The sequence below is a fragment of the Metapseudomonas cellulosilytica genome (assembly GCF_049334135.1).
Classification (GTDB): Bacteria; Pseudomonadota; Gammaproteobacteria; order Pseudomonadales; family Pseudomonadaceae; genus Metapseudomonas.
Genome location: NZ_JBHZGN010000016.1, coordinates 63783 through 87360 on the forward strand (window position 1 = coordinate 63783; position 23578 = coordinate 87360).

Here is a 23578-nt window from a genome sequence, read left to right on the forward strand (position 1 = left end):
CCGAGGTCAGGTCTCGATCAGGTGCTTCAGCGGGTGGTAACTGGCCTTGAGCTTGCCGGCCGATTCGACGATGGCGGTCTCGATGGCGGCGAGGTGGAAACAGGTCAGCTCGATGGCGGCGTTCTGGTTGCCGGCCTCGATGAACTCGATCAGGCGCAGGTGTTCGTCGTCGCGGCAGGCGTCGTGGCGCTCGTCGTCCAGCGCCGCCGCAAAGAGCGAAGCGCGGGAGATGAGCTTGCGGAACCAGTCCAGCAGCACCGGGTTGTTCAGCGCCTGGGCCAGCTTGATGTGGAATTCGCCGAGCAGGTGGATCAAGCGCTGGTGATCATGGTTGCGCCGGGCTTCTTCCTCCAGCAGCAAGTGCTCGCGCAGGTCCTGCATGGCCGCGCTGTCCCGCCGCCGGCAGAGCTCGGTGACGACGCCGATCTCGATCAGCCGCCGGGTTTCGAACAGAGAGCGGATTTCCTCATCGCTGGGCAGGGACACCCAGGCCCCCTTGTTCGGTTCGGTGGAGACCAGGCCATCGGCCTCAAGCTGCTTCAGCGCGGCGCGCACCGAGGTGCGGCTGACGTTGAACAGCTCCGCCAGCGACGACTCGCCCAGTTTCATGCCGGGCCGCAGCGAGCGGTTGCTGATGGCCTGGTAAACCCCCTGGTAGACGCGATCCACCGTGGTTTCCAGCTTCTTGTCTGCCATTCGTGACTCCCTAAATGCGTTCGCAACCTGATTCCGCCGGAAACGAGTGGGCGGAAAAACCCGGTTGCGTTGTCAGCATAATCCGAGTATTTCTAGATTGCATTCAATTTTTGCATACAAAAACAAGAGGAATGCACCATTATGAAGCAAACGTCCTCCATCGAGGTGCAACGCGTCAGCAAGCGCTACACCGATGACCCCGAAGTGGCGCCGGCACTCGACGACGTCTCGGTGAGCATCCGTCACAACGAGTTCTTCACCCTCCTCGGCCCCTCGGGATGCGGCAAGACCACCCTGCTGCGCTCCATCGCCGGTTTCGAGCAGATCACTTCCGGCTCCATCCAAATCGGCGGCCAACGCGTGGACGAACTGCCGCCCTACCGGCGCCGGGTCAACACCGTGTTCCAGAGCTACGCGCTCTTCCCGCACATGAGCGTGGCCGAGAATATCGCCTTCGGCCTGGAGATGCAGGGCCTGGAGCGCGGCGCCATTCCCGTGCGGGTCAAGGAGATGCTGGCCCTGGTGCAGATGGAACACCTGGCGCGTCGCCGCCCCGCCGAACTCTCCGGCGGCCAGCAGCAACGGGTCGCCCTGGCCCGCGCCCTGGCGCCGAAACCCGACGTGCTGCTGCTGGATGAACCGCTGTCGGCGCTGGACCTCAAGCTGCGCAAGGAAATGCAGGTGGAGCTGAAACGCGTGCAGCAGGAGGCCGGCATCACCTTCATCTTCGTCACCCACGACCAGGAAGAGGCCCTGACCCTTTCCGACCGCATCGCGGTGATGTCCAGCGGCAAGATCCTGCAGATCGGCACCCCCAACCAGATCTACGAACGCCCGCAGCACAAGTTCGTCGCCCACTTCATCGGCGATATCAACTTCCTCCCCGGCCAGCTGCGCCAGTGCACGCAGAACGGCAACCTGTTCCGCCCCGACGGCATCCCGGTGGAAATCCCCTGCTCTGTCGATACCGACGCCCGCGCCGGCAGGGCCCAACTGGCCTTCCGCCCCGAGCGTTCGAAACTGGTGGACCCGTCCGAGCCACATCACCTGCGCGGTGTGGTCGAGGCCGTGCTCTACGTCGGCACCGCCACGCTCTACCAGTGCCGCCTGGCCAATGACGTGAAGGTGATGCTGCGGGAAAGCAACGAGGGCGCCACCAGCGCCCGTGCCGTGGGTTCGAGCGTGGCGGTGCACCTGCCGCCCCACGCCTGCCTGCTGATGGAGGCCTGAGATGAGCGTCAGCGCCACCTCCCCCAGCCTCAACCGGCTGTTGCTGCTGTCGCCGGTGCTGCTCACCCTGCTCTGCCTGATCGCCATTCCGCTCGGCATCATGGGTTACATCAGCCTGCTGCCACGCAACCTCTACGGCGGTGTCGACTGGAGCGCCGACTGGCAATGGCAGAGCTACGTGCAGCTGTTCTTCCAGGAGGATTTCGACGGCAACCTGGAACTCAACTGGGTCTACGCCCAGGCCCTGCTGCGCTCGGTGCTGCAGGCCGGCGGCAACACCCTGCTGTGCTTCCTCTTCGGCTTCCCCGTGGCCCTGTGGATGACCAGCCTCAGCGAGCGCTCGCGCAACATCATGGTGCTGCTGATCACCATCCCCTTCTGGACCAACCTGCTGATCCGCAACTACGCCTGGCTGATCATCCTGCGCGAGCACGGCTGGCTGGCCCAGAGCCTCAATGCCCTGTTCCCCCAGGCCGGCGGCATCACCCTGCTGTACAACGATTTCGCCGTGGTGGTGGGGCTGGTCTACAGCTTCCTGCCGTTCATGATCCTGCCGATCTACTCCACCCTGGAGAAGCTCGACTGGCGCCTGGTGGAAGCCGCCTATGACCTCGGCGCCAACCGCTGGAAGGCGCTGCGCCGGGTGATCCTGCCGCTGTCCATGCCGGGCGTGGTGGCCGGTTCGCTGCTGGTGTTCGTGCCGAGCCTCGGCGCCTTCATCACCCCTGCCATCCTCGGCGGCGGCAAGACACTGATGATCGGCAACCTGATCCAGCAGCAGTTCGGCACCGCGCGCAACTGGCCGCTGGGCAGCTCGCTGTCCTTCCTCCTGCTCGGGCTGATGCTGCTGGCCCTGGTGCTCTACGCCCTCTACGCCAAAAAGGCCGCCAAGGCCGTCCGCCAGGGAGCCCGCTGATGATCGCCAACCACCTGAAGAAGCTGCCGCTGACCCGCGAAACCAGCCTGCTGGTCCTGGCCTACCTGTACCTGCCGATCCTGGTGCTGATCGCCTACAGCTTCAACGCCAACCGCACCGCTACGGTGTGGACCGAGTTCTCCTTCGCCTGGTACGGGCGCATCCTCGCCAACCCCTCGATCCAGGCGGCGGCGCTGAACTCGATCATCGTTGCCGGCATCGCCACCGTCTGCGCCACCGCCATCGCCCTGCTGGCGGCGCTGGCCACCTACAAGCCGTTCTATGGGCAGAAGATGGTGGAAGGCGGGATCAACCTGCCGCTGATCCTCCCGGAGATCGTGACGGCCGTAGCCACCCTGCTGCTGTTCATGTCGCTCGGCATCAAGCTCGGCCTGATGACGGTGATCGTCGCCCACATCGGCTTCTGCATCCCCTTCGCCTACCTGCCGATCCGTGCACGCCTGAACGACCTGGACAAGAGCCTGCTGGAAGCGGCCAACGACCTCTACGCCAACCCCTTCCACACCTTCCGCCGCGTCACCCTGCCGCTGCTGTTCCCGGCGGTGCTGTCCGGCGCGGTGCTGGCGTTCGTGGTCAGCCTGGACGACTTCATCATGACCTTCTTCGTCGCCGGCCCCGGCTCGACCACGCTGCCGGTCTACATCTTCTCGGCCATCAAGGCTGGGGTGACCCCCGAGATCAACGCCATCTCCACCCTGATGCTGGTGATCTCCATCGTCCTGGTGGTGCTCTCCTACTGGCTCGGCCAGCGAGGCAAGCCCACCGCCTGAAGCTTGTTCCACCACTGCCCAACCCTGTTATTCAACCCGGAGAAAAACAATGAAGTTGAAAGCATTGCGTCATGGGGTAGCCGGATTCGCCCTCAGCTGTTTCGCCGCCACCGCCGCCCAGGCGGACGAGCCAAAGGAATTGTTCTTCTACAACTGGACCGACTACTACCCGGTGGAACTGCTGGCCAAGTTCGAGAAGGAGACCGGCATCAAGGTCACCATGGACGGCTACGACAGCAACGAGACCCTGCTGGCCAAGCTGCAGGCCGGCGGCGCCAGCTACGACGTCATCGTGCCGTCGCACTCGATCATGCGCACCCTGATCGAGCAGAACCTGCTGCAGGAAATCGACTCCCCCAGCCTGCCGAACTTCGCCCACGTGAAGCCAGCCTTCCGCAACCCGGACTTCGACCCCGGCCGCAAGTACTCGGCGCCCTACCTCTGGGGCACCACCGGCTTCTCGTACGACAGCGCACGGGTACCGGGCGGCAAGCTGGATGACTCCTGGAAAGAGTTCTTCGAACCGCGCCCCGAGCTGCAGGGCCAGGTCGCCGCGCTGGATACCCCCAGCAGCGTGATCAACGCCGCCAGCCATTACCTGGGCGTGGACGAATGCACCGAAAACCCGCAGGACGCCAAGCGCATCCTCGAACTGCTGCAGAAGCAGAAGCCCTTCCTGAAGATGTACAGCTCCGACAACACCGTGGACCGCATGGCCTCGGGCGAAGTGATCATGATGCAGAACTGGAACGGCTCCACCGCCCGCGCCACCCTGCAGAAGAGCACCATCAAGTACGTCTACCCGCGTGAAGGCGTGGCCATGTTCCAGGACAACTTCGCCGTGCCGAAAAGCGCGCCGCACCCGGGCAACGCCAAGGTGTTCATCGACTGGATGATGAAGCCGGAGAACGCCGCCGCCGTGTCCAACGCCATCGCCTACGCCAACGGCATCGATAGCGACGCCCTGCTGGACAAGAAGTGGAAGGTGATGGACGCCATCAACATGCCCGACGAGTTCGCCGAGCGCCTGCGCCCGGAGAAGGCGTGCAGCAACCAGGCCCGGGAGCTGCAGGACCGCATCTGGTCCAAGCTCAAAGGCTGATGCAAGGCCGCTCGACACTCCCGTAGGGTGGGCTTCAGCCCACCGACGATGCTCCCTGGAGAATCTGATGGTGGGCTGAAGCCCGCCCTACCGGGACCTTCCCAATCGATTCAGAGGTTCCCATGGCTGAAACCAACTGGCTGCGCAATGTCCGCCCCTTCGGCGGCGTGGCCGAAGACTTCCTTATCCAGCACGGCACCTTCGCCGAGCGCCGCCCGGCCAGTGACACTCCGCTGGCCGCCGGCGAGATCGACGGCGCCGGCCAGCTGATGACCTGCGCCCTGGTGGAAAGCCACATCCACCTGGACAAGACCCTCTGGGGCCAACCCTGGCGCCCCAACAGCGCCGGCCCGACGCTGAAGGACTACATCGCCAACGAGCGCCGCGTGCTGCGTGAGGTGACCGCGCCCATCGCCGAACGCGCCGGCGCCCTGCTGGAAAACTGCATCGCCCGTGGTTCGCTGACCATGCGCTGCCATGTGGATATCGACCCCGAATTCGGCCTGCGCCACGTCGAAGCCATGCAGGTCCTGCGCGAGCGCTACCGCGACCTGATCGACCTGGAACTGGTGGTCTTCCCACAGACCGGGCTGGTCAGCCGCCCCGGCACCGCCGAGCTGATGCGCGAGGCGCTCGGCCTGGGCGTGGAAAACGTCGGCGGCCTCGACCCCTGCGGCATCGATAACGACCCCATCGCCCAGCTCGATATCGTCTTCAAGCTCGCCGCCGAGTTCGACCGGGGCGTGGATATCCACCTGCACGACAAGGGCGAGCTGGGTCTCTGGCAGATCGCCCGCATCGCCGACTACACCGAGCGCTTCAATCGCCAGGGCCGGGTGATGATCAGCCACGCCTACTGCCTGGGCATGGCGCCCTGGAGCCAGGTGAAACCGCTGGCCGAACGCCTCGTCGCACTGAACATCTCGCTGATGAGTTCGGCCCCCGCCGACTGCCCCGTGCCGCCTTTCCTCGCCCTGCACGAAGCGGGGGTGAACCTCTGCCTGGGCTCGGACGGCATCCGCGACGCCTGGTCGCCCATGGGCAATGGCGACATGCTGGAACGCTCGATGCTGCTGGCCTTCCGCTTCGACCTGAACAAGGACGAGGAACTGGCCGCCGCCTTCGACGCCGCCAGCCTGAACGGCGCCAGGGCCCTCGGAATCCAGGGCCATGGCCTGACCATCGGCGGTCCGGCGGACTTCCTGCTGATGGACGCACAAAGCCTCGGCGAAGCCGTGGTCGCGCGCCCGCAGCGTCAGGTCTATCGCGCCGGCAAGCTGATCGCCGAGCGGGGCCGACTGCTGGAGAGCCGCCTGTGAGCGCGCCGCGCATCGGCCTCAAGGCCGGCTGTGTGGTCGGCTTCGACGGCCAGCGCCATGTGCTCTGGCGCGACGGCGAAGTCGTGATCGAGGGCTCGCGCGTGCTCTTCGTCGGCCGGGGTTTTCCCGGCCCGGTGGACCAGTGGATCGACTACGGCAACGCCCTGCTCGGCCCCGGCCTCATCGACCTGGACGCCCTCGGTGACCTCGACTCCACCGTGCTCTGCCTGGACAACGGCGACGAACGCGCCATGGGTCGCATGTGGTCGGCGGAGTACCTCGCCCGGGGGCCAAAAGAGAGTTACAGCTTCGAGGAGGAAGTCTTCAAGTACCGCTACGCCTTCACCCAGCTGATCCGCAACGGCATCACCACGGCCATGCCGATCACCTCCATGTATTACCGCGAGTGGGCGGAGACCTACGAGGAATTCGCCGCCGTGGCCGGCGTAGCCGCCGAACTGGGCCTGCGCACCTACCTCGGGCCCTGCTACATGAGCGGCATGCAGTACCTGCGGGCCGACGGCAGCCTTGACGAGTACTGGGACGAAGCGCGCGGCCTGGCCGGGCTGGAGGCCGCCGAGCGCTTCTTCCGCGATTTCGACGGCAGCCACGGCGGCCTGATCCGTGGTGCCCTGCTGCCCGACCGCATCCAGACCTGTACCCCGGCCCTGCTGCAGCGCACCGCCGCCCTGTCCCGCGAACTGGCCGCCCCGGTGCGCCTGCACTGCTGCCAGGGCCTGGGCGAAGTGGCGCTGGTGAAGCAGCTGCGCGGCCAGGCGCCGCTGGCCTGGCTGGAGCACCTCGACCTGCTCGGCCCACGGGCGGTGCTGCCCCACGGCATTTACATCGACGGCGACGACGACCTCGCGCGCCTGGCCGACAGCGGCTCCAGCCTGGTCCACTGCCCGGTGGTCTTCGCCCGCGACGGCGAGGCGCTGGATGCCTTCGGCCGCTACCGCGCCCAGGGCATCAACTTCGCCCTGGGCACCGACACCTGGCCAGCGGACCTGCTGGACAACATGCGCCAGGGCCTGAACATCGCCCGCATCAAGGCAGGCGGCAATAGCGGCACCAGCGCCCTCGACTTCTACAACGCCGCCACCCTCGGCGGCGCCAAGGCCCTCGGCCGCGACGACCTGGGCCGCCTGGCGCCGGGGGCGAAGGCGGACATCACGGTATTCAGCCTCGACGGCCTGCACCTGGGGCCGCTGTTCGACCCGCTGAAGAACCTGATCCTCGCCGGCCGTGGCGACGACTGCGTCGCCAGTTGGATCGACGGCCGCTGCGTGATGCAGGACGGACAGGTGAAAGGCGTGGACTACCCGGCACTGCAGCAACAGGCCCAGCGCCAGTTCCACAGGCTGATGCAGAGCCACGCCGACCGTGCCTTCGGCCACCCCGACTGGCGCGGCCTGTTCCAGCCGGCCATCCCCTTCGCCGATGCCTGGAGTGCAGAACGCCCGCTCTGCGCCCTCGCCAGCCCGACCGAGAAATGACAAGGGAACATGCCATGCTGAGCTTCGACTTCGCCCGACTGGGCCCCCGCGAGAAATACAAGATCCTCATCGGCAGCGTGGTGCCCCGGCCCATCGCCCTGGTCACCACGGTGGACGCCGAGGGCCGCGCCAACGCAGCGCCTTTCAGCTTCTTCAACGCCCTCTCCGCCGACCCGCCGATCCTCGCCCTGGGGGTGGAGAACCACGCCGACCTCAGCCCCAAGGACACCACGCGCAACGCCCTGCTGAACCAGGAATTCACCGTGAACATCGTCAACGACGCCCTGGTGGAAGCCATGAACGTCTGCGCCGTGCCCTTCGAGCCGGGCTTCGACGAACTGCTCGCCGCCGGCCTCACCGCCATCCCCGGCAGCCGCGTGGGCTGCCCGCGCATCGGTGAGGCACCGGTGGCCCTGGAATGCCGGCGGATGATGGGCCTGTCCATCGGCCAGTCGCGGGAGATCATCCTCGGCGAAGTACTGATGGCCCATGTACGCGAAGACCTGATCGACCCGGAGACCCTCTACATCGACCAGCTCGGCCTGGATGCCATCGGCCGCATGGGCGGCCATGGCTATGCGCGCACGCGGGAGTATTTCGATCTGCCGACGCGCTCGTTGCAGGCGTGGAAGGAGCAGCCGGGGGGTGGGGAGAGGGTGTGGCCGGAGCAGGCCTGAAGGGACGCTGGGACTTGGCGCATGTGTAGGGTGGACCACGCTTCACCGGTCCACCATGCGAGGCTCGACGGGACATCGCTGGTGGATGAAAAGAGCGTCATCCACCCTACGGGACAGCTGCGCTGTCCTTGGCGAATGAATTCGCCCCTACAGTCACTTCGCCCGGCCTACATCTCTTCGGCCACCTCGAAGAACGCCCTCACCACCCGCAACTCCGCATAGCTCTCCAGACACGCCAGATAGTGCCGGCTGACCAGCCCTTCGCCCTTCAGCGGCAATGCCACCACCCGTGGATCACGCGGCGCTTCCAGCGAATACACGATGCTCACCCCGAGCCCCGCCGCCACCGCCTCGATCACCGCCTCGCGGCTGTTCAGTTCAAGCGCCGCGCGCAATTCCAGGCCCTGCTCGCCGCAGGCCTTCTCGAAGGTGCGGCGGGTGAGGGACGCAGGCTCTCGCTGCAACAGCACCTCACCGTGCAGCTCCTGCAATCCCACATCCTTGCGCGCCCCAACCCAGGGGTGCGCCGCCGGCACCAGCAAGCACAGCCGCGCCTCGCCAATGGCTTGCAGGCGCAGGCCGGGGCGCTCGGTCATGTCACTGATCAGCGCGAGGTCCACCCGCTCGCCGTTGAGTGCCGTCAGGGTTTCCTGGGTGTTGCCCAGGCGCAGGTTGATGGTCACGCCCGGATGGCGCTCACGCATCCGCGCCAGCAGCGGCATCACCAGGTGCGGGCTGTCGGCGGCGAGGTCGAGACGGCCGGATTCCAGGGCACGGCTGGCGTCCAGCAGGTCCTCGGCCTGTTCCGCCAGGGCGAACAGCTGGTGGCTGATGGCGGCCAGGCGCCGGCCCAGTTCGGTGGGTTCCACCTGGCGCGCGGAACGCCGCAACAAGCGCACCTGGTAGTGCTCCTCCAGCGCCTTGATATGCCCGGTCACCGCCGGCTGGCTGATACACAGGCGCTCAGCGGCGCGGGTGAAACTGCCCTCGCGGACCACCGCATCGAAAGCACGGAGCTGGAAGAGATTCATGGCCACCCCATCAGTGGGACTTATTCAACGGATAACGATAAACGATTTGAATGATGGATAGCCCGGCAGCACCCTATCCACCACGCTTACAGCCCCCAGTGGCGAGGATTTTCACGTGTTGTCGGATAACGATCTCGCCACCCTGGTGGTCCTGCTCTCGGCCCTGATGCACGCCAGCTGGAATGCGGTGATCAAGGCCGGCAGCGATCGTCTCGCCTCCATGGCGCTGGTGGACGGCGTGGCCTTCTGCTTCAGCATCGCCCTGCTGCCCCTGGTGGGCCCGCCGCCCCTGGTGGTGTGGGGGCTGATCGGCCTCTCGGTGCTGGTGAACACCCTCTATCGCCTGTTGCTGATCCGCGCCTACCACCATGGCGATTTCGGCCAGGTCTACCCGGTGGTACGGGGCCTGCCGCCGCTGCTGGTGGCGCTGTGCGCCGGGCTGGTGTTCGGCGAACATCTCTCCGGCGCCATGCTGCTGGGCATCGTGCTGATTTCCGCCGGCATCCTCAGCCTGCTCTCCACCCGCCTCGAATCCCACGCCCTCAAGGCCCTGGGCTGTGCGGCGCTGGCCGGCGCCGGGGTGGCGCTCTACACCCTGATCGATGCCCAGGGGGTGCGCCGCGCCGACAGCGTGCTGCAGTTCGTGGTCTACCTGACGCTGATGCAGAGCATGACCATCCCGCTGATCGCCTGGATGCGCCGTGGCCCGCTGGTGCTGCGCTTCGCCCGCGAAAACTGGCGCATCGGCCTGTTCGGCGGCTTCAACTACTGCGTGGCCTACGGCCTGGTGCTGTTCGCCATGACCCTGGACAACGTGGCCAAGGTCGCCGCCCTGCGCGAAAGCAGCGTGATCATCGCCGCCATCATCGCCAGCCTGGTGTTCAAGGAACCCTTCGGCATCCGCCGCATCTTCGCCGCCTGCGTGGTCACCGCCGGCATCCTGCTGATCAAGATGGTGGATTGAGGCCCGGCACAGTGCAAACCGCGTTCCGTAGGATGTGGTGGAGCGGAGCGATACCCATCAATGCCGGACGCTCCGCTCGATGGGTATCGCAAGCTCCACCCATCCCACGAATCTGCGCCCATCGTAGGTTGGCGCCGAGCCTGCGAGGCCCAACAGGCGGGATCGATGCCCGGATCGTTGGGCTTCGCTTCGCTCAGACCAGCGTGGCCCGCACCCACCTACAGGGCCGTGCCGCTCCTGCCGCTTGGCCAGGCTAGGCGTCCGTCGGGACACACCGCCATAATCGCCGCCTGATGTTTCAGCCGGATGCCCCCGCCATGCCCATTGCCAGCGAAGACATCGACCAGCACGGCCTGGTCATCGGCGTGTCCCCCGAGCGTTTCCGCGAAGTGGCCATGCCGCTGCTGTTCGACCACCTGAACGCCCAGTGCGAAGGCACCATCGCGGTGAATCGCCAGGCGCGGATCGTCTGGATCAACGACAAGTACGCCGAAAAGATCGGCATCAGGGATCCGCGCAGCGTGCTCGGCAAGGAAATCGAGGCCGTGTTGCCGGCCAGCCGCCTGCGCGAAGTGGTGCAGAACGGCCAGCCGAGCATGCTCGACCTGATGGCCTTCGGCGACGAGCATTTCGTGGTCACCCGCATCCCCCTGCGCGATGAAGACGGCACCCTGGTGGGCGCCCTGGGCTTCGTGCTGTTCGACCGCGCGCGCCACCTGCAGCCGGTCATGGCCAAGTACAACCAGCTGCAGACCCAACTGGCCGCCGCCCATCGCGAACTGGCCAAGGCCCGCCGCGCCCGCTACACCATCGCCGGCTTCATCGGCGCCAGCGCCGCCGCCAGCGAGGTGAAGCGCCAGGCCCGCCGCGCCGCGCAGCTGGACGCCACGGTACTGCTGCGCGGCGAGACCGGCACCGGTAAGGAACTGCTGGCCCAGGGCATCCACAACCTGTCGTTGCGGGCCAACGGGCCCTTCGTGGCGGTGAACGTGGCGGCCATCCCGGAATCCCTGGTGGAGGCCGAGCTGTTCGGCACCGCTCCCGGCGCCTTCACCGGCGCCGACAAGCGCGCCCGCGCCGGCAAGTTCGAGCTGGCCGACGGCGGCACCCTGTTCCTCGACGAGATCGGCGACCTGCCGCTGCCCCTGCAGGCCAAGCTGCTCCGTGTGTTGCAGGAGCAGGAAGTGGAGCCGCTCGGTTCCAACCAGGTGAAGGCGCTGAACGTGCGAGTGATCGCCGCCACCCACGTGGACCTGGAAGCCAAGGTGGCCGCCGGGCAGTTCCGCGAAGACCTCTACTACCGCCTCAATGTCCTGGCCTTGCGCCTGCCACCCCTGCGGGAACGGCGCGAGGATCTGCCGGGGCTGATCGAGCACCTGCTGGACGATATCGCCAGCCGCTCCGGCCAGGCGCCCCTGGAACTGGCCACGGACGCCCTGGCGCTGCTCCAGGCCCAGCCCTGGCCGGGCAATGTGCGCGAGCTGCGCAACCTGCTGGAGCGGGCGCAGATGTTGAGCGACACCGGCCCGCTCGCCGCCGACGCCCTGCGGACCCTGCTGGTGGACCCGTTGCCGGCCGCCGCCCCCGCGACCGCGCCTGCTCCAATTTCGGCGCCCTGCACGGGAGAGGTCCGCCCCCTGGCCGACAGCCTGGCCGCCGCCGAACGCCAGGCCATCCTCGCCGCCCTGGCCGCCTGCAACGGCAATCGCACCCAGGCCGCCGAGCGCCTCGGCATCGCCCGGGCCAGCCTGTACAACAAGTTGCAGACCCACGGCCTCTGATCCCGACGGCGCGGGCGGGAGGTTCCCTGTAGGGGCGAATTCATTCGCCAAGGGCAGCGCAGCTGCCCACTGCAAGGTTGATGGGCAGACCTTCGGCCTGCTTGGCGAATGAATTCGCCCCTACAGACTGAGCGCGCCTGGTCGTCCAAATTTTTGGACACCTTCTTCCCCAGCCCGACCAGAAAACTGGACATCGTCCATAAAGTTGGACAAACCCTTTCCATCCATAAAGCCTCGCCATCCCCGTAAAAGCCCGTCTCAGAGCCATTCCACGCCTTCTCCTACTCGTTTGGCACACCTTTCGCTCTACCGCTTCCACACGCCGCCCCGACGCGGCGGCAGACAACAACAAGAAGGAAGTCCCCATGGGCACCCTAGGTATCCTGCTTTCCCTCGCTCTGCTGATGTACCTCGCCTACCGCGGCATCAACGTGCTGCTCCTCGCGCCCTTGCTGGCCCTGCTTGCGGTGCTCTGCGCCGGCGATGCGGCCATGCTGCTGCCGACCTACACCCAGGTCTTCATGAAGGCCCTGGGCGGCTACCTGATCCAGTTCTTCCCGCTGTTCATGCTCGGCGCCATCTTCGGCAAGCTGATGGACGACTCCGGCTCGGCGCGGGCCATCGCCCACGGTATCGTCAGCACCATCGGCAGCTCCCGCGCCGTGCTGGCCATAGTGCTCGCCTGCGGCATCCTCACCTACGGCGGGGTCTCGCTGTTCGTGGTGGCCTTCGCGGTCTATCCCATCGGCGCGGCGCTGTTCCGCGAAGCGGGGATTCCCAAGCGCATCCTGCCGGGCGCCATCGCCCTGGGCTCCTTCACCTTCACCATGACCGCCCTGCCCGGCACCCCGGCCATCACCAACGCCATCCCGATCCCTTTCTTCGGTACCGACACCTTCGCGGCGCCGGGCCTCGGCCTGCTGGCCGGTGTGGTGATCTTCGCCCTCGGTTCCTGGTGGCTCGGCAGCGAGGCACGCAAGCTGATCGCCGCAGGCGAAGGCTACGGCGACCACGCCGACGACCCGCACGGGCAGGCCACCCAGCCGAGCACCGGATTCTGGCTGGCGCTGCTGCCGATCCTGGTGGTCATCGTGCTGAATTTCCTGATGGCCAAGGTCTACCTGCCCGGCGTCGACACCAGCTACCTGGCCAAACCGGAGTTCGGCGGCCTGCAGGACGCCAAGTCGCTGATCGGCATCTGGGCCATCATCATCGCCCTGACCGCAGCGATCCTGCTGCTGGTGGTGCTGCACTGGCGGCGCTGGACCAACCTGAAGAAGAGCGTCAATGACGGCACCTTCGGCGCCATGCTGCCGGTGCTCAACACTGCCTCCGAAGTGGGCTACGGCAGCGTGATCGCCTCGCTGGCCGGCTTCGTGGTGATCCGCGATTCCCTGCTGAACGTGGCGCCGGGCAACCCCCTGGTGTCCGAGGCCCTGACCGTCAGCGCCCTGGCCGGCATCACCGGCTCGGCCTCCGGTGGCATGTCCATCGCCCTCAAGGCCTTGGGCGCGCAGTACCTGGAAATGGCCAACGCCGCCGGCATCAGCCCCGAACTGCTGCACCGGGTCGCCGCCCTCGCCTCCGGCAGCCTCGACACCCTGCCGCACAACGGCGCGGTGATCACCCTGCTGGCGATCTGCAAACTGACCCACCGTGACTCCTATAAATACGTATTCATGACCAGCGCCCTGTTCCCGGTGGTGCCGCTGGTGCTGGTGATCGTGCTGGGGACCGCGTTCGGCAGTTTCTGATGCAGGACCCGGCTACTTCTTGTAGGGGCGAATTCATTCGCCAAGGGTCGCGCAGCGGCCCCCTGCAAGGCCCCAGGGCAGGACGCTGTCCTGCATGGCGAATGAATTCGCCCCTACAGTCTTCACACCCTGTTTGCATCGCTCGAGGACAACCATGAGCAAAGTGATGAGCGCCACCCAAGCCGTGGCGCGGATTCCGGACAACGCCAACCTGGCCACCGGCGGCTTCGTCGGCATCGGTTTCGCCGAGGAGATCGCCATCGCCCTGGAGCAGCGGTTCCAGGCCGAACAAGCTCCGCGCGGCCTGACCCTGGTGTATGCGGCCGGGCAAGGCGACGGCAAGGGCCGGGGGCTCAACCATCTGGCCCACGAGGGCCTGGTGCGGCGGGTGATCGGTGGCCACTGGGGCCTGGTGCCGGGGCTGCAGAAGCTCGCCGTGGAGAACCGCATCGAGGCCTACAACCTGCCCCAAGGGGTGATCTCGCAGCTGTTCCGCGATATCGCCGCGGGCAAGCCAGGGCAGTTGTCCCGAGTGGGGCTGGGGACCTTCGTCGACCCCGAGTTCGGCGGCGGCAAGCTGAATGCGCGGACCACCGAGGAGCTGGTGCGGCGCATGCCCATCGAGGGCGAGGACTACCTGTTCTACAAGGCCTTCCCCATCCATGTCGGGGTGATCCGCGCCACCAGCGCCGACGAGGACGGCAACCTGACCATGGAGCGCGAGGCGCTGACCATCGAGAGCCTGGCCATCGCCATGGCCGCGCGCAATTCCGGTGGCCTGGTGATCGCCCAGGTGGAGCGGGTGGTATCGCGCGGTTCGCTCAATCCGCGCCAGGTGAAGGTGCCCGGCATCCTCGTCGACTGCGTGGTGGTGGCGCAGCCGGAAAACCACCAGCAGACCTTCGCCACGGCCTACAACCCGGCCTTCGCCGCCGAGGTGCGGGTGCCGGTCGATAGCCTGGCGCCGATGCCGCTGGACCTGCGCAAGCTGATCGCCCGCCGCGCCGCCCTGGAGCTGCCACCGGGGGCGGTGGTGAACCTCGGTATCGGCATGCCCGAAGGGGTGGCGGCGGTGGCCGCCGAGGAAGGGGTGATCGACCTGCTGACGCTGACCGCCGAACCCGGCGTGATCGGCGGCGTGCCTGCCTCCGGCCTGGACTTCGGCGCGGCGAGCAACCACAGCGCACTGATCGACCAGCCTTATCAGTTCGACTTCTACGACGGCGGCGGGCTGGATATCGCCTTCCTGGGTCTCGCCCAGGCCGACGCCGAGGGCAATCTCAACGTGTCCCGCTTCGGCAGCCGCCTGGCCGGCGCCGGCGGTTTCATCAACATCAGTCAGAACGCCAAGGCGGTGGTCTTCGTCGGCACCTTCAGCGCGGGCGAGCAGGACATCCGCATCGAGGACGGCGCCCTGCGTATCGTCCAGGATGGTGAAGTACGCAAGTTCGTCCGTGAGGTAGAACACCGCACCTTCTCCGGGCGCCTGGCGGCCGAGTCGGGCAAGCCGGTGCTCTATGTCACCGAGCGCTGCGTGTTCCGCCTGACCACGCAAGGGCTGGAGCTGATCGAGATCGCCCCGGGCGTGGACCTGGAGCGGGACATCCTTGAGCGAATGGATTTCCGCCCCATCGTGCGGGAACCGAAGTTGATGGATGCGCGGCTGTTTCGCGAGGGGCGTATTGGGTTACGCCACCTGATTCAGCCTGTTTGAGTTTCGTGCGTGAAAACGCGGGCTCGTCCTGGGCCCGCGTCTTTTTGTTCGCACCGGATAATCGTAGGGTGGACCACGCTTCACCGGTCCACCATTCGCGGCCCAGCCGAACGCCGAATGGTGGAAATGAAAAGCGATTTCCACCCTACGCAGGCCTTCAGCGCATCCCCAACTTATGCCGCGCCGCATACAGGCAGACCATTTCCATCGCCAGCGTCGCGCCGGCCAGCGCGGTGACTTCGGCGTTGTCATAGGGCGGCGCCACTTCCACCACATCCATCCCCACCAGGTTGATGCCACGCAGGCCACGGAGAATCTCCAGCGCCTGATGGCTGGACAGCCCGCCGCACACCGGGGTGCCCGTGCCAGGAGCGAAGGCTGGGTCCAGGCAGTCGATGTCGAAGGTCAGGTAGACCGGGTTGTCGCCCACCCGCGCGCGGATGCGCTCGGCGATCTGCTCCGGGGTATGGCGGTGCACCTCGCGGGCGTCCAGCACCTGGAAACCCATCACGTCGTCGTTGGTGGTGCGCAGGCCCACCTGCACCGAGCGCGCCGGGTCCACCAGGCCCTCGCGGGCAGCGTGGTAGAACATGGTGCCGTGGTCGATGCGCTTGACCTCTTCGTCCGGCCAGGTGTCGCTGTGGGCGTCGAAGTGGATCAGCGACAGCGGGCCGTGCTTGGCCGCGTGGGCTTTGAGCAGCGGGTAGCTGATGAAGTGATCGCCGCCCAGGGTGAGCATGGCCGCGCCGGATTCGAGGATGCGCGCGGCGTGGGCCTGGATCAGCTCCGGGGTTTGCTGCGGCACGCCGTGGTCGAAGGCGCAGTCACCGTAGTCGATCACCGCCAGGTGGTCGAAGGGGTCGAACTCCCAGGGGTAATGGCGGGCCCAGGCCATCTGCACGGAAGCGGCGCGGATGGCGCGCGGTCCGAAGCGGCTGCCGGGGCGGTTGGTGGTGGCGGTGTCGAAGGGCACGCCGCTCACCACCAGGTCCACGCCGCGCAGGTCGCGGCTGTAGCGCCGGCGCATGAAGCTGGTGATACCGGCATAGGTGGATTCGGCGGCGGTGCCGTAGAGGCTGTCGCGAGTGATGGCCTGGTCGTTGTCGAAGGCGTGTTCCATTTTTCGGGCTCCGTCGATTGTCTCCCCTCTCCCTGCAGGGAGAGGGGTCGGGTGAGGGTTTCAATACTGGGTGCGGAAACTGGTCCAGAGGCGGGTGCGCGCGCGCTGGTCCTTGAGGGACTGGATCTGTTCGCCGAACAGGCGGTCGCGCACCTCCTTGCTCGGGTAGATGTCCGGGTCGCCGGCCACCTCGGGCGCCAGCAGCGGCTTGGCCGCCTGGTTGGCGTTGGCGAAGAACTGCGTGTTGGTGAGTTCGGCGATGGCCTCGGGGCGCAGCATGTAGTCGATGAAGGCGTGGGCGGCCTCGGGATGCGGCGCATCGGCGGGGATGACCATGGTGTCGAACCAGATCAGGGTGCCTTCGCGGGGGATGCGGTAGATCACCTCGAACGGCATTTTTGCCTGGCGGGCCTGGTCAGCGGCGATGGCGGCATCGCCGTTGTAGGTCAGCGCCAGGCAAATCTCGCCCTTGGCCAGGTCGTTGATGTGCTTGCCGGCACCGACGTAGCGGACATTGGGCTGCAACTGGGCGAAGAGTTCCTGCACCGCCTTGAGATCGGCCTTGTCGGTGCTGTAGGGGTCCTTGCCGAGGTAGTGCAAGGCGATGCTGATCACTTCCTGGGGCGAGTCGATCACGGCGATGCCGCAGTCCTTCAGGCGACTGGCGTACTCGGGCTTGAACAGCAGGTCGAGGCTGTTCAGCGGCGCATCGGGAATGCGCTTGGTCACCGCGTCCTTGTTGATCCCCAGGCCCACGGTGCCCCAGGTGTAGGGCACGCCGAAGCGGTTGTCCGGATCGACGGTGGCCAGCTTGGCCAGCAGTTCGGGGTCGAGGTTGGCGAAGTTCTTCAGCCGTTCCCGCTGCACCGGCTGCACGGCTTTCGCCTGGATGGCGCGGGCCAGGCCGCTGCTGGCGGGAAAGACCACGTCATAGCCGCTGCCGCCGGTGAGCAGCTTGGCGTCCAGGGCTTCGGCGCTGTCGAAGATGTCGTATTTCACCTCGATGCCGCTCTGCGCCTTGAAGCCTTGCAGGGCCTTCTCGGGGATGTAGGCGGACCAGCTGTAGAGGTTCAGCGCCTTGTCTTCGGCATGCACGGGCAACGAGCAGGCGAACAGGGCGGCAAGCAGCAAGGGGAAACGCATGATGGGCTCCTGGGGGATTGCAGGTGGAGCCATGCTGCGCCGGGCTTTGCGTTGGATAAATATGAAGTGTTCTACTTTGGCATCTACCGCTATCAATGTTTGGTGCCGCCATGCTCAGCCAGCTTCACGACCTCGACCTGCAACTGCTGCGCATCTTCATCACGGTGGTGGAGAGCGGCGGCTTCAGCGCGGCCCAGGGCGAACTGGGCATCGGTCAGTCCACCATCAGCACGCAGATGGCCAAGCTGGAGACGCGCCTGGGGTTTCGCCTCTGCGAACGCGGCAAGGCGGGCTTCCGCCTGACACCCAAGGGCGAGCAGGTGCTGGCCGCCACGCGCAAGCTGTTCGGCGCCATCGAGACCTTCAAGGGCGAAGCGCGGGGCATGGCCGACCTGCTCCTCGGCGAGCTGCGCATCGGCCTCTCCGAAGCGCTGGACGATCAGGTACTACAGCGGCTGGGGGCGGCCATCGGGCGCTTCCGCCAGCGCAACCAGGCGGTGCAGTTCGAGCTGATCAGCGCCATGCCCGCCGAGTTGGAGCGGCGCCTGTTGCAGGACCAGCTCCATCTCGCCATCGGCTACTTCTCCCGTGGCCAGGCGGCGCTGGACTACCAGCCCTTGTTCAGCGAGCAGCAGCGGCTGTTCTGTGGGGTCGGCCATCCCCTGTTCGAGCGTGCCGAGGTCAGCCTGGAGGACCTCTCCGGCTGCGACCTGGTGCAGCATCCCTATCGCTTCGAGGAAGCCCGGCAACCCTTCGCCAGCGGCCCCAGCAGCGCCCGCACGGAGCAGGTGGAGTGCAGCCTGGCGTTCGTGCTTTCCGGGGCGCATATCGGCTACCTGCCGGAACATATCGCCGCGCCCTGGGTGGCGGCCGGGCAGCTGCGCGCCCTGCTGCCGGAGGCGACGGGTTATCGCGTGCAGTTCCACCTCACGACGCACCGCGGACGGCAGCCGAGCGAGGCGCAGGTGGCGTTTGTGGAGGATCTGATGGCGGCATTCGGGGAAGCGTGAGGCTGTGCGAATTCACTCGCGATTGGATGTGGTGCCGAGTTGCCGATGGCTTCCCTCACCCCCGACCCCTCTCCCGGAGGGAGAGGGGTGACTCGCGCCTGAACAGTTAGCGTGTATCCGGCCAGTACGGAGTGAAGCGTGGCGATGTCCTGCTCTCGGCACGGATGAGCTCCCCTCTCCCTTCAGGGAGAGGGGCTGGGGGAGAGGGAAAACGCGGTCACATGTACCACCGGTACTCCCGCGCGCTCACCTCATTCATGAAGTCCAGGTACTCCTGGCGCTTGTTCTCGCAATAGACCATCACGAACTCGCTGCCCAGGCCTTCGTTCACCACCGGGTGGTGGCGCATGGCGGTCACGGCGGTGAGCATGTCCTTGGGGAAGTCGATGCCGCTGGTGCGGTCTTCGTTCAGCGGGGCGATGGGTTCGCGGGCGGCGTCCAGGCCGTGTTCCATGCCGGTGAGGATGGCCGCCAGCACCAGGTAGGGGTTGGCGTCGGCGCCGGCCAGGCGGTGTTCGATGCGCAGGTTGCGGCCGTCGGATTCGGGGATGCGGATGCATGCATCGCGGTCCTCGAAACCCCAGCTGGCGCGGCTGGCGGCGTTGACCATGGCGCCATAGCGGCGGAAGGCGTTGTGGTTGGCGGCGAAGATCGGCATGCAGTGGGGCAGCAGATCGAGGCAGCCAGCCACGGCGTGGCGCAGCGGGCGCTGCTCGTTGGCGGCCAGCAGGTTGTTGCCGTCACGGTCGTAGAGGCTGACGTGCACGTGCATCCCGCTGCCTGGCGCGTTCAGGTAGGGCTTGCTCATGAAGCTGGCGCGGTGGCCATGCTTCATCGCCACGCCTCGGGTGCTGCGGCAGAACAGGGCGGCCCAGTCGGCGGCTTTCAGGCCGTCGTCGCAGTGGCCGAAGTTGATCTCGAACTGGCCCGGGCCGAGCTCGGCGGTGATGACGTTGGCGGCGACGCCTTGCTCGTTGGCCGCCTCGACCATTTCATGCAACACGCTGGAGAAGCGCGACAGGCGCTCGATGTGCATGTTCGGCTGGTCGTCCTCGTCCTCACAGAGAGGGTCGCGGGGGAACTGCGGCAGGCCGTCCTTGAGCTTGCGGTCGAACAGGTAGAACTCCAGCTCGAAGGCCACCACCGGGTGGATGCCGCGTTTTTCCAGGCGCTGCAGCACCTGCGCCAGCACCTCGCGGGGCTCGAACTCGATGGGCGCTTCGGTACCGTCGGAGGTGATCAACATCTGCCCCAGGGGCTCCTTCTCCCAGCGCACCGGCTTGAGGGTGCCGGGGACCAGGCGACGCGGCGCGTCGGGGTCACCGTCGGCGAAGCAGTAGTCGCCGATGGGGTAGAGCCCACCCTGGGTGCCCAGCAGCACGCAGTTCTGCGGCACTTTGAGCGGGCTGCCAGCGGCCACTTTCTCCACCATCTCCACGGGATAACGCTTGCCGTAGAAGTGCCCGGGGATGTCCAGGCAGATCAGGTCGATGTAGCGGATGTCCGGGTACTGGGCACGGAAGGCGCGCACTTCGCTGAGCAGGTCGGGGTACTGGTTTGTTGTTGTCATCACTGCGGTCCTGCGAGTTGTGGTTTTCAGGTGAAAACCCACAAAACTCGCGTCGGTTTGTCGGAAAGATTGGCGTAGCGGAACTGGGCATGGGGCGGCAGCTGGAAGCTGTCGTTGCGGTAGAGGGTCACCGGCGCGTCATCGTCGCCGTACCACAGCGTCAGCTCGCCTTCGAGGACGAAGCCGCCCTGTTCGGAGCTGTCATCCAGGTGGCCTTCGCCGCTGGTGGCACCGGGCGCGAGGTGGCTCTCCAGCATGGAGAAGCCGCCGGACATGGTGGGCGAAGCCAGCACGTCGGTGATGCCGCCGGCGTAGTACAGGGTGCGGCGCTCGCCGGGGCGGGTCACCCAGGGCGTCTCGCGGGGCTTGCTCAGGCTGTAGAAGTAAGTGGTGGGCACGCCCAGGGCTTCGCTGATGGCGGTGAGGTCGGCCACGGTCGGGCGCGAGATGCCGCGCTCCACCTGGGAGAGAAAACCCACCGAGCGGTCGATGCGCCCGGCGAGGTCGCCCAGGGTCACGTTCTTGTGCTTGCGCAGGTCGCGGATGAGGATCGCGAGGCCTTCGATTTCGTCTTGCTTGTCCATGTCACCTCCGGCTGCCGGTCTCGAAAGGCGCGACCTTAGATCACATCGCGCAGTCGGTAATAGGCCTTGCCTGCTGCCTCCAGCGGCGCGGCCAGCAGCGAGCCGCCGGGGAAGCGTGGATTGCCGATGGCCTGGTAGAGATCCAGCAGGTCGTCATTGCCGAGGATGGCGTCGGCCACCGCCTTGGCGCCGGCCAGGGTCGGCAGTACGCCGTGGCCGGAGAAGCCCTGCAGCCAGTAACGCTGGCCGCTGCGGCCGATGTCCGGCGTGCGCTTCATGCTGACGTCGATATGGCCACCCCAGCCGAACTCGATCTCCACGCCCGCGAGCTGCGGGAATACCCGCTCCAGGTAGGGGCGGGTCGCCGCCGGCACGTCCTTGGGCAGACCGCCCAGGTAGGTGCAGCCGCCGCCGAACAGCAGGCGGTGGTCGGGGGTGAGGCGGAAGTAGTCGGGCACGAACTGGTTGTCGATCACACAGCTGTTCTTCGGCAACAGGGAGTGGGCCAGCTCCGGGTCCAGCGGCGCGGTGGCCACCTGGTAGGAGCCCACCGGCAGCAGGCGGCTGGAAAGCTGGCGGTCGAGGCCATCGACATAGGCGTTGCAGGCCAGCACCAGCGTCTCGCCACGCACTTCACCCTTGGCGGTGCGGGCCACATAGCCGGTCGCGGTCTGGCGGTACTCCAGCACCTGACTCTGCTCGTAGATGCGCCCGCCGGCGGCCTCGATGGCGGCGGCCAGGCCCTGGGCCAGCTTGAGCGGGTTGAGGTGGGCGGCCTCCGGGTCGTAGAGCGCGGCCTGGTAGCGCGGGCTGGCGATCCACTCGGGCAACTCGTCGCGGCCGATCAGGCGCATCCGGTCGTAGCCCCATTTGTGGATGGCGTCTTCCTGGGCTTCCTCCAGCAGCTTCACGCGGCGCTCCTGCACGGCAGTCCACAGGCTGCCGACGCGGTAATCCACATCGAAGCCATGGCGGCCCGGCAGCTCACGCATTTCCTCGGCGGCCCAGCGCATGCTGTCCCAGAGGCGGCGGGTGCGCTCCAGGCCGAGAGCCTTCTCCAGCGGCGGCATATCGCAAGACCAGCCCAGCAGTGCCTGCCCGCCGTTGCGCCCGGAGGCTGCCCAGGCCACGCGGCTGGCTTCCAGCAGGATCACCCGCTTGCCGGCCAGCGCCAGGCGCAGCCCGGTGTGCAACCCGCTGAAGCCGGCGCCGACGATCAGGACATCGGTGTCCTCGCTGCCCACCTGGGTCGGGCGCAGCGGGAGGCCGCCGGGATAGGTCCCGGCGTAATAGGTGCCGACATGCTGGGCGGACTGCTTGAACATGGGAGCCTCGTGAATTTTTGAAATTGAAATTTCATGAAAATTTACACGAATGAATTCACGAAGCCAAGCAGAGTGTTTGAAATAAGCAACATGAAAGACATGATCCCGCATAAACCGCGCCTTTCATGGCGGCATGGTGAATGAAATTACGGACAGGAAGGCAACCCTTCGGGCTGCTTGGCGAATGAATTCGCCCCTACAGGGTTGGCCCCGAGCGAGGGACATTTCGCTGGCACGGACAAGCTCCCCTCTCCCTCTGGGAGAGGGGTTGGGGGTGAGGGAAAATTCAGGCAGCTCGGCGCCTGCCTCATTTCGCGAATGAATTCGCCCCCACAGGATCAGCTCGTGCGTTGCGCCCACGCCTGCTGCTTCAAGCAGCCCGCGACGTAGTCGAGGAAGCAGGTAATGCGCGAAGCCAGGGCTGTGTTGCGGTAGTACACGGCGTGGATCGGCTGGCGCACTTCCAGGGTGTCGGCGGCCAGGACCTGCACCAGTCGGCCAGCGGCGCGGTCGGCCTGGGTCATGAAGTCGGAGAGGCAGACGATGCCGGCGCCGGCCAGGGCCAGTTGACGCAGGGTTTCGCCGCTGGAGGCCTTGATCGACGGCGTGATCTGCAGGCTGTCGCCCTGGGCATGGCGCAGCGGCCAGTGGTTGAGGCTTTCCGGCTGGGTGAAGCCGATCAGGCCGTGGTCACTCAGTTCCTCCACCCGTTTCGGCGTGCCGCGAAGCTTGAGGTAATCCGGGCAGGCCAGCACGCGAATGCGGCTGCTGCCCAAGGGCCGCGCATGCAGGGTGGAATCGCGCAGGGTGCCGATGCGGATGGCGATGTCGGTACGGTGCTCGATCAGGTCGATGATCTGGTCGCTGCTGTGCAGCTCCAGTTCGATCTCCGGGTAGCGCTCGCGAAAGCCTGTCACCAGCGGCACCAGCACATGCAGCATGAAGGGCGAGGCGGCGTTGACCCGCAGACGCCCGGCGGGCTTCTGCCGGCGCAGGGCCATCTGTTCCTCGGCTTCTTCCACCTGGGCGAGGATGCGTCGTGCCTGGGCCAGAAAGGCCTCGCCCTCCTCCGTCAGTTCCAGGCGGCGGGTGGTGCGGCGCAACAGGGTGACGTCGAGCTTGTCCTCCAGCCGGCTGAGGGCGCGGCTGACGCCCGAGGCGGTCTGCGCCAGCTGCTCGGCGGCGGCGGTGATGGAGCCGGTGTCGACCACGGTGGTGAAGGCCTGCAGCTCGTCCAGGGTGGTTTTCATTCATGACTCCAGGGCAATGACTTCCGCCTTGATACCCGCCTTTGCCGCATGAGTCGAGCGCTGAAGCCCCAGCCCGTCCTCCGAGCTGCGGGCCTTAGCCCGACC

The 23578-nt window shown here is 66.7% G+C and carries 20 protein-coding genes; 12 read left to right on the top strand and 8 right to left on the bottom strand.

Annotated features, from left to right (window positions below; translation table 11 throughout):
- Positions 1-6: 6 nt before the first annotated feature.
- Positions 7-696, bottom strand: coding sequence for a GntR family transcriptional regulator (locus ACFW0H_RS19820; RefSeq protein ID WP_422915569.1), 690 nt, complete (start codon positions 694-696; stop codon positions 7-9).
- Between the two features lie 141 nt (positions 697-837).
- Between ACFW0H_RS19820 and ACFW0H_RS19825 the strand changes: the two genes are divergently transcribed.
- From ACFW0H_RS19825 to ACFW0H_RS19855, 7 genes are all read left to right on the top strand, one after another.
- Entirely contained in the window at positions 838-1926 is a 1089-nt protein-coding gene (locus ACFW0H_RS19825) for an ABC transporter ATP-binding protein (protein ID WP_422915570.1), read from the top strand.
- A gap of 1 nt (position 1927) precedes the next feature.
- Complete coding sequence (locus ACFW0H_RS19830) at positions 1928-2842, top strand: ABC transporter permease (RefSeq protein ID WP_422915571.1); 915 nt, start codon at positions 1928-1930, stop codon at positions 2840-2842.
- On the top strand, positions 2842-3633 hold the full coding sequence (locus tag ACFW0H_RS19835) for an ABC transporter permease (RefSeq protein ID WP_422915572.1): 792 nt from the start codon (positions 2842-2844) through the stop codon (positions 3631-3633). The genes ACFW0H_RS19830 and ACFW0H_RS19835 overlap by 1 nt, the downstream gene beginning before the upstream one ends.
- A 49-nt stretch (positions 3634-3682) precedes the next feature.
- A complete protein-coding gene (locus ACFW0H_RS19840) occupies positions 3683-4735 on the top strand; it encodes an extracellular solute-binding protein (RefSeq protein ID WP_422915573.1) in 1053 nt (350 codons plus the stop codon).
- A 122-nt stretch (positions 4736-4857) separates the two neighbouring features.
- Positions 4858-6054, top strand: a complete 1197-nt coding sequence (locus ACFW0H_RS19845; RefSeq protein WP_422915574.1) for an amidohydrolase family protein — start codon at positions 4858-4860, stop codon at positions 6052-6054.
- Positions 6051-7550: an amidohydrolase family protein gene (locus ACFW0H_RS19850; RefSeq protein ID WP_422915575.1), complete on the top strand. Its 1500-nt coding sequence runs from the start codon at positions 6051-6053 to the stop codon at positions 7548-7550. The genes ACFW0H_RS19845 and ACFW0H_RS19850 overlap by 4 nt, the downstream gene beginning before the upstream one ends.
- 14 nt (positions 7551-7564) lie before the next feature.
- Positions 7565-8227: a flavin reductase family protein gene (locus ACFW0H_RS19855; RefSeq protein WP_422915576.1), complete on the top strand. Its 663-nt coding sequence runs from the start codon at positions 7565-7567 to the stop codon at positions 8225-8227.
- A 167-nt stretch (positions 8228-8394) separates the two neighbouring features.
- On the opposite strand, the gene ACFW0H_RS19860 is transcribed toward ACFW0H_RS19855, so the two are convergent.
- Entirely contained in the window at positions 8395-9258 is an 864-nt protein-coding gene (locus ACFW0H_RS19860) for a LysR substrate-binding domain-containing protein (protein WP_422915577.1), read from the bottom strand.
- 115 nt (positions 9259-9373) lie between these two features.
- Between ACFW0H_RS19860 and ACFW0H_RS19865 the strand changes: the two genes are divergently transcribed.
- The 4 genes from ACFW0H_RS19865 (at position 9374) to ACFW0H_RS19880 (ending at position 15471) form a co-directional block, all read left to right on the top strand.
- Positions 9374-10222, top strand: a complete 849-nt coding sequence (locus tag ACFW0H_RS19865) for an EamA family transporter (RefSeq protein ID WP_422915578.1) — start codon at positions 9374-9376, stop codon at positions 10220-10222.
- Between the two features lie 317 nt (positions 10223-10539).
- Positions 10540-12003 carry a sigma-54 interaction domain-containing protein gene (locus tag ACFW0H_RS19870; protein ID WP_422915579.1) on the top strand — a complete coding sequence of 488 codons (1464 nt, stop codon included), beginning with the start codon at positions 10540-10542 and terminating at the stop codon, positions 12001-12003.
- Between the two features lie 365 nt (positions 12004-12368).
- A complete protein-coding gene (locus ACFW0H_RS19875) occupies positions 12369-13757 on the top strand; it encodes a GntP family permease (RefSeq protein ID WP_422915580.1) in 1389 nt (462 codons plus the stop codon).
- Between the two features lie 154 nt (positions 13758-13911).
- Positions 13912-15471 carry an acyl CoA:acetate/3-ketoacid CoA transferase gene (locus ACFW0H_RS19880; protein WP_422915581.1) on the top strand — a complete coding sequence of 520 codons (1560 nt, stop codon included), beginning with the start codon at positions 13912-13914 and terminating at the stop codon, positions 15469-15471.
- Positions 15472-15628: 157 nt separating this feature from the next.
- Here ACFW0H_RS19880 and speB read toward each other — a convergent pair whose 3' ends face one another.
- The gene (speB, locus tag ACFW0H_RS19885) at positions 15629-16591 is read right to left on the bottom strand and encodes an agmatinase (protein ID WP_422915582.1); all 963 of its coding nucleotides are present in this window, start codon (positions 16589-16591) and stop codon (positions 15629-15631) included.
- 60 nt (positions 16592-16651) lie between these two features.
- Entirely contained in the window at positions 16652-17734 is a 1083-nt protein-coding gene (locus ACFW0H_RS19890) for a polyamine ABC transporter substrate-binding protein (protein WP_422915583.1), read from the bottom strand.
- Positions 17735-17844: 110 nt separating this feature from the next.
- Here ACFW0H_RS19890 and ACFW0H_RS19895 point away from each other — a divergent pair, with 110 nt between their 5' ends.
- The gene (locus tag ACFW0H_RS19895) at positions 17845-18744 is read left to right on the top strand and encodes a LysR family transcriptional regulator (protein WP_422915584.1); all 900 of its coding nucleotides are present in this window, start codon (positions 17845-17847) and stop codon (positions 18742-18744) included.
- A gap of 217 nt (positions 18745-18961) precedes the next feature.
- On the opposite strand, the gene ACFW0H_RS19900 is transcribed toward ACFW0H_RS19895, so the two are convergent.
- The 4 genes from ACFW0H_RS19900 to ACFW0H_RS19915 form a co-directional block, all read right to left on the bottom strand.
- Positions 18962-20314, bottom strand: coding sequence for a glutamine synthetase family protein (locus ACFW0H_RS19900; protein ID WP_422915585.1), 1353 nt, complete (start codon positions 20312-20314; stop codon positions 18962-18964).
- Between the two features lie 26 nt (positions 20315-20340).
- Positions 20341-20898 (bottom strand): helix-turn-helix domain-containing protein, encoded by a 558-nt coding sequence (locus ACFW0H_RS19905; protein ID WP_422915586.1) that lies wholly within the window; start codon positions 20896-20898, stop codon positions 20341-20343.
- 35 nt (positions 20899-20933) lie between these two features.
- Positions 20934-22223, bottom strand: a complete 1290-nt coding sequence (locus tag ACFW0H_RS19910) for an NAD(P)/FAD-dependent oxidoreductase (RefSeq protein WP_422915587.1) — start codon at positions 22221-22223, stop codon at positions 20934-20936.
- 338 nt (positions 22224-22561) lie between these two features.
- Entirely contained in the window at positions 22562-23473 is a 912-nt protein-coding gene (locus ACFW0H_RS19915; RefSeq protein WP_422915588.1) for a LysR substrate-binding domain-containing protein, read from the bottom strand.
- Positions 23474-23578: the final 105 nt, after the last annotated feature.

Excerpts from the sequence above, each read along its gene's own strand:
- ACFW0H_RS19820 (WP_422915569.1), bottom strand. The coding sequence starts at position 696 with ATGGCAGACAAGAAGCTGGAAACCACGGTGGATCGCGTCTACCAGGGG.
- ACFW0H_RS19825 (WP_422915570.1), top strand. The coding sequence starts at position 838 with ATGAAGCAAACGTCCTCCATCGAGGTGCAACGCGTCAGCAAGCGCTAC.
- ACFW0H_RS19830 (WP_422915571.1), top strand. The coding sequence starts at position 1,928 with ATGAGCGTCAGCGCCACCTCCCCCAGCCTCAACCGGCTGTTGCTGCTG.
- ACFW0H_RS19835 (WP_422915572.1), top strand. The coding sequence starts at position 2,842 with ATGATCGCCAACCACCTGAAGAAGCTGCCGCTGACCCGCGAAACCAGC.
- ACFW0H_RS19840 (WP_422915573.1), top strand. The coding sequence starts at position 3,683 with ATGAAGTTGAAAGCATTGCGTCATGGGGTAGCCGGATTCGCCCTCAGC.
- ACFW0H_RS19845 (WP_422915574.1), top strand. The coding sequence starts at position 4,858 with ATGGCTGAAACCAACTGGCTGCGCAATGTCCGCCCCTTCGGCGGCGTG.
- ACFW0H_RS19855 (WP_422915576.1), top strand. The coding sequence starts at position 7,565 with ATGCTGAGCTTCGACTTCGCCCGACTGGGCCCCCGCGAGAAATACAAG.
- ACFW0H_RS19860 (WP_422915577.1), bottom strand. The coding sequence starts at position 9,258 with ATGAATCTCTTCCAGCTCCGTGCTTTCGATGCGGTGGTCCGCGAGGGC.
- ACFW0H_RS19870 (WP_422915579.1), top strand. The coding sequence starts at position 10,540 with ATGCCCATTGCCAGCGAAGACATCGACCAGCACGGCCTGGTCATCGGC.
- ACFW0H_RS19875 (WP_422915580.1), top strand. The coding sequence starts at position 12,369 with ATGGGCACCCTAGGTATCCTGCTTTCCCTCGCTCTGCTGATGTACCTC.
- ACFW0H_RS19880 (WP_422915581.1), top strand. The coding sequence starts at position 13,912 with ATGAGCAAAGTGATGAGCGCCACCCAAGCCGTGGCGCGGATTCCGGAC.
- speB (WP_422915582.1), bottom strand. The coding sequence starts at position 16,591 with ATGGAACACGCCTTCGACAACGACCAGGCCATCACTCGCGACAGCCTC.
- ACFW0H_RS19890 (WP_422915583.1), bottom strand. The coding sequence starts at position 17,734 with ATGCGTTTCCCCTTGCTGCTTGCCGCCCTGTTCGCCTGCTCGTTGCCC.
- ACFW0H_RS19895 (WP_422915584.1), top strand. The coding sequence starts at position 17,845 with ATGCTCAGCCAGCTTCACGACCTCGACCTGCAACTGCTGCGCATCTTC.
- ACFW0H_RS19900 (WP_422915585.1), bottom strand. The coding sequence starts at position 20,314 with ATGACAACAACAAACCAGTACCCCGACCTGCTCAGCGAAGTGCGCGCC.
- ACFW0H_RS19905 (WP_422915586.1), bottom strand. The coding sequence starts at position 20,898 with ATGGACAAGCAAGACGAAATCGAAGGCCTCGCGATCCTCATCCGCGAC.
- ACFW0H_RS19910 (WP_422915587.1), bottom strand. The coding sequence starts at position 22,223 with ATGTTCAAGCAGTCCGCCCAGCATGTCGGCACCTATTACGCCGGGACC.
- ACFW0H_RS19915 (WP_422915588.1), bottom strand. The coding sequence starts at position 23,473 with ATGAAAACCACCCTGGACGAGCTGCAGGCCTTCACCACCGTGGTCGAC.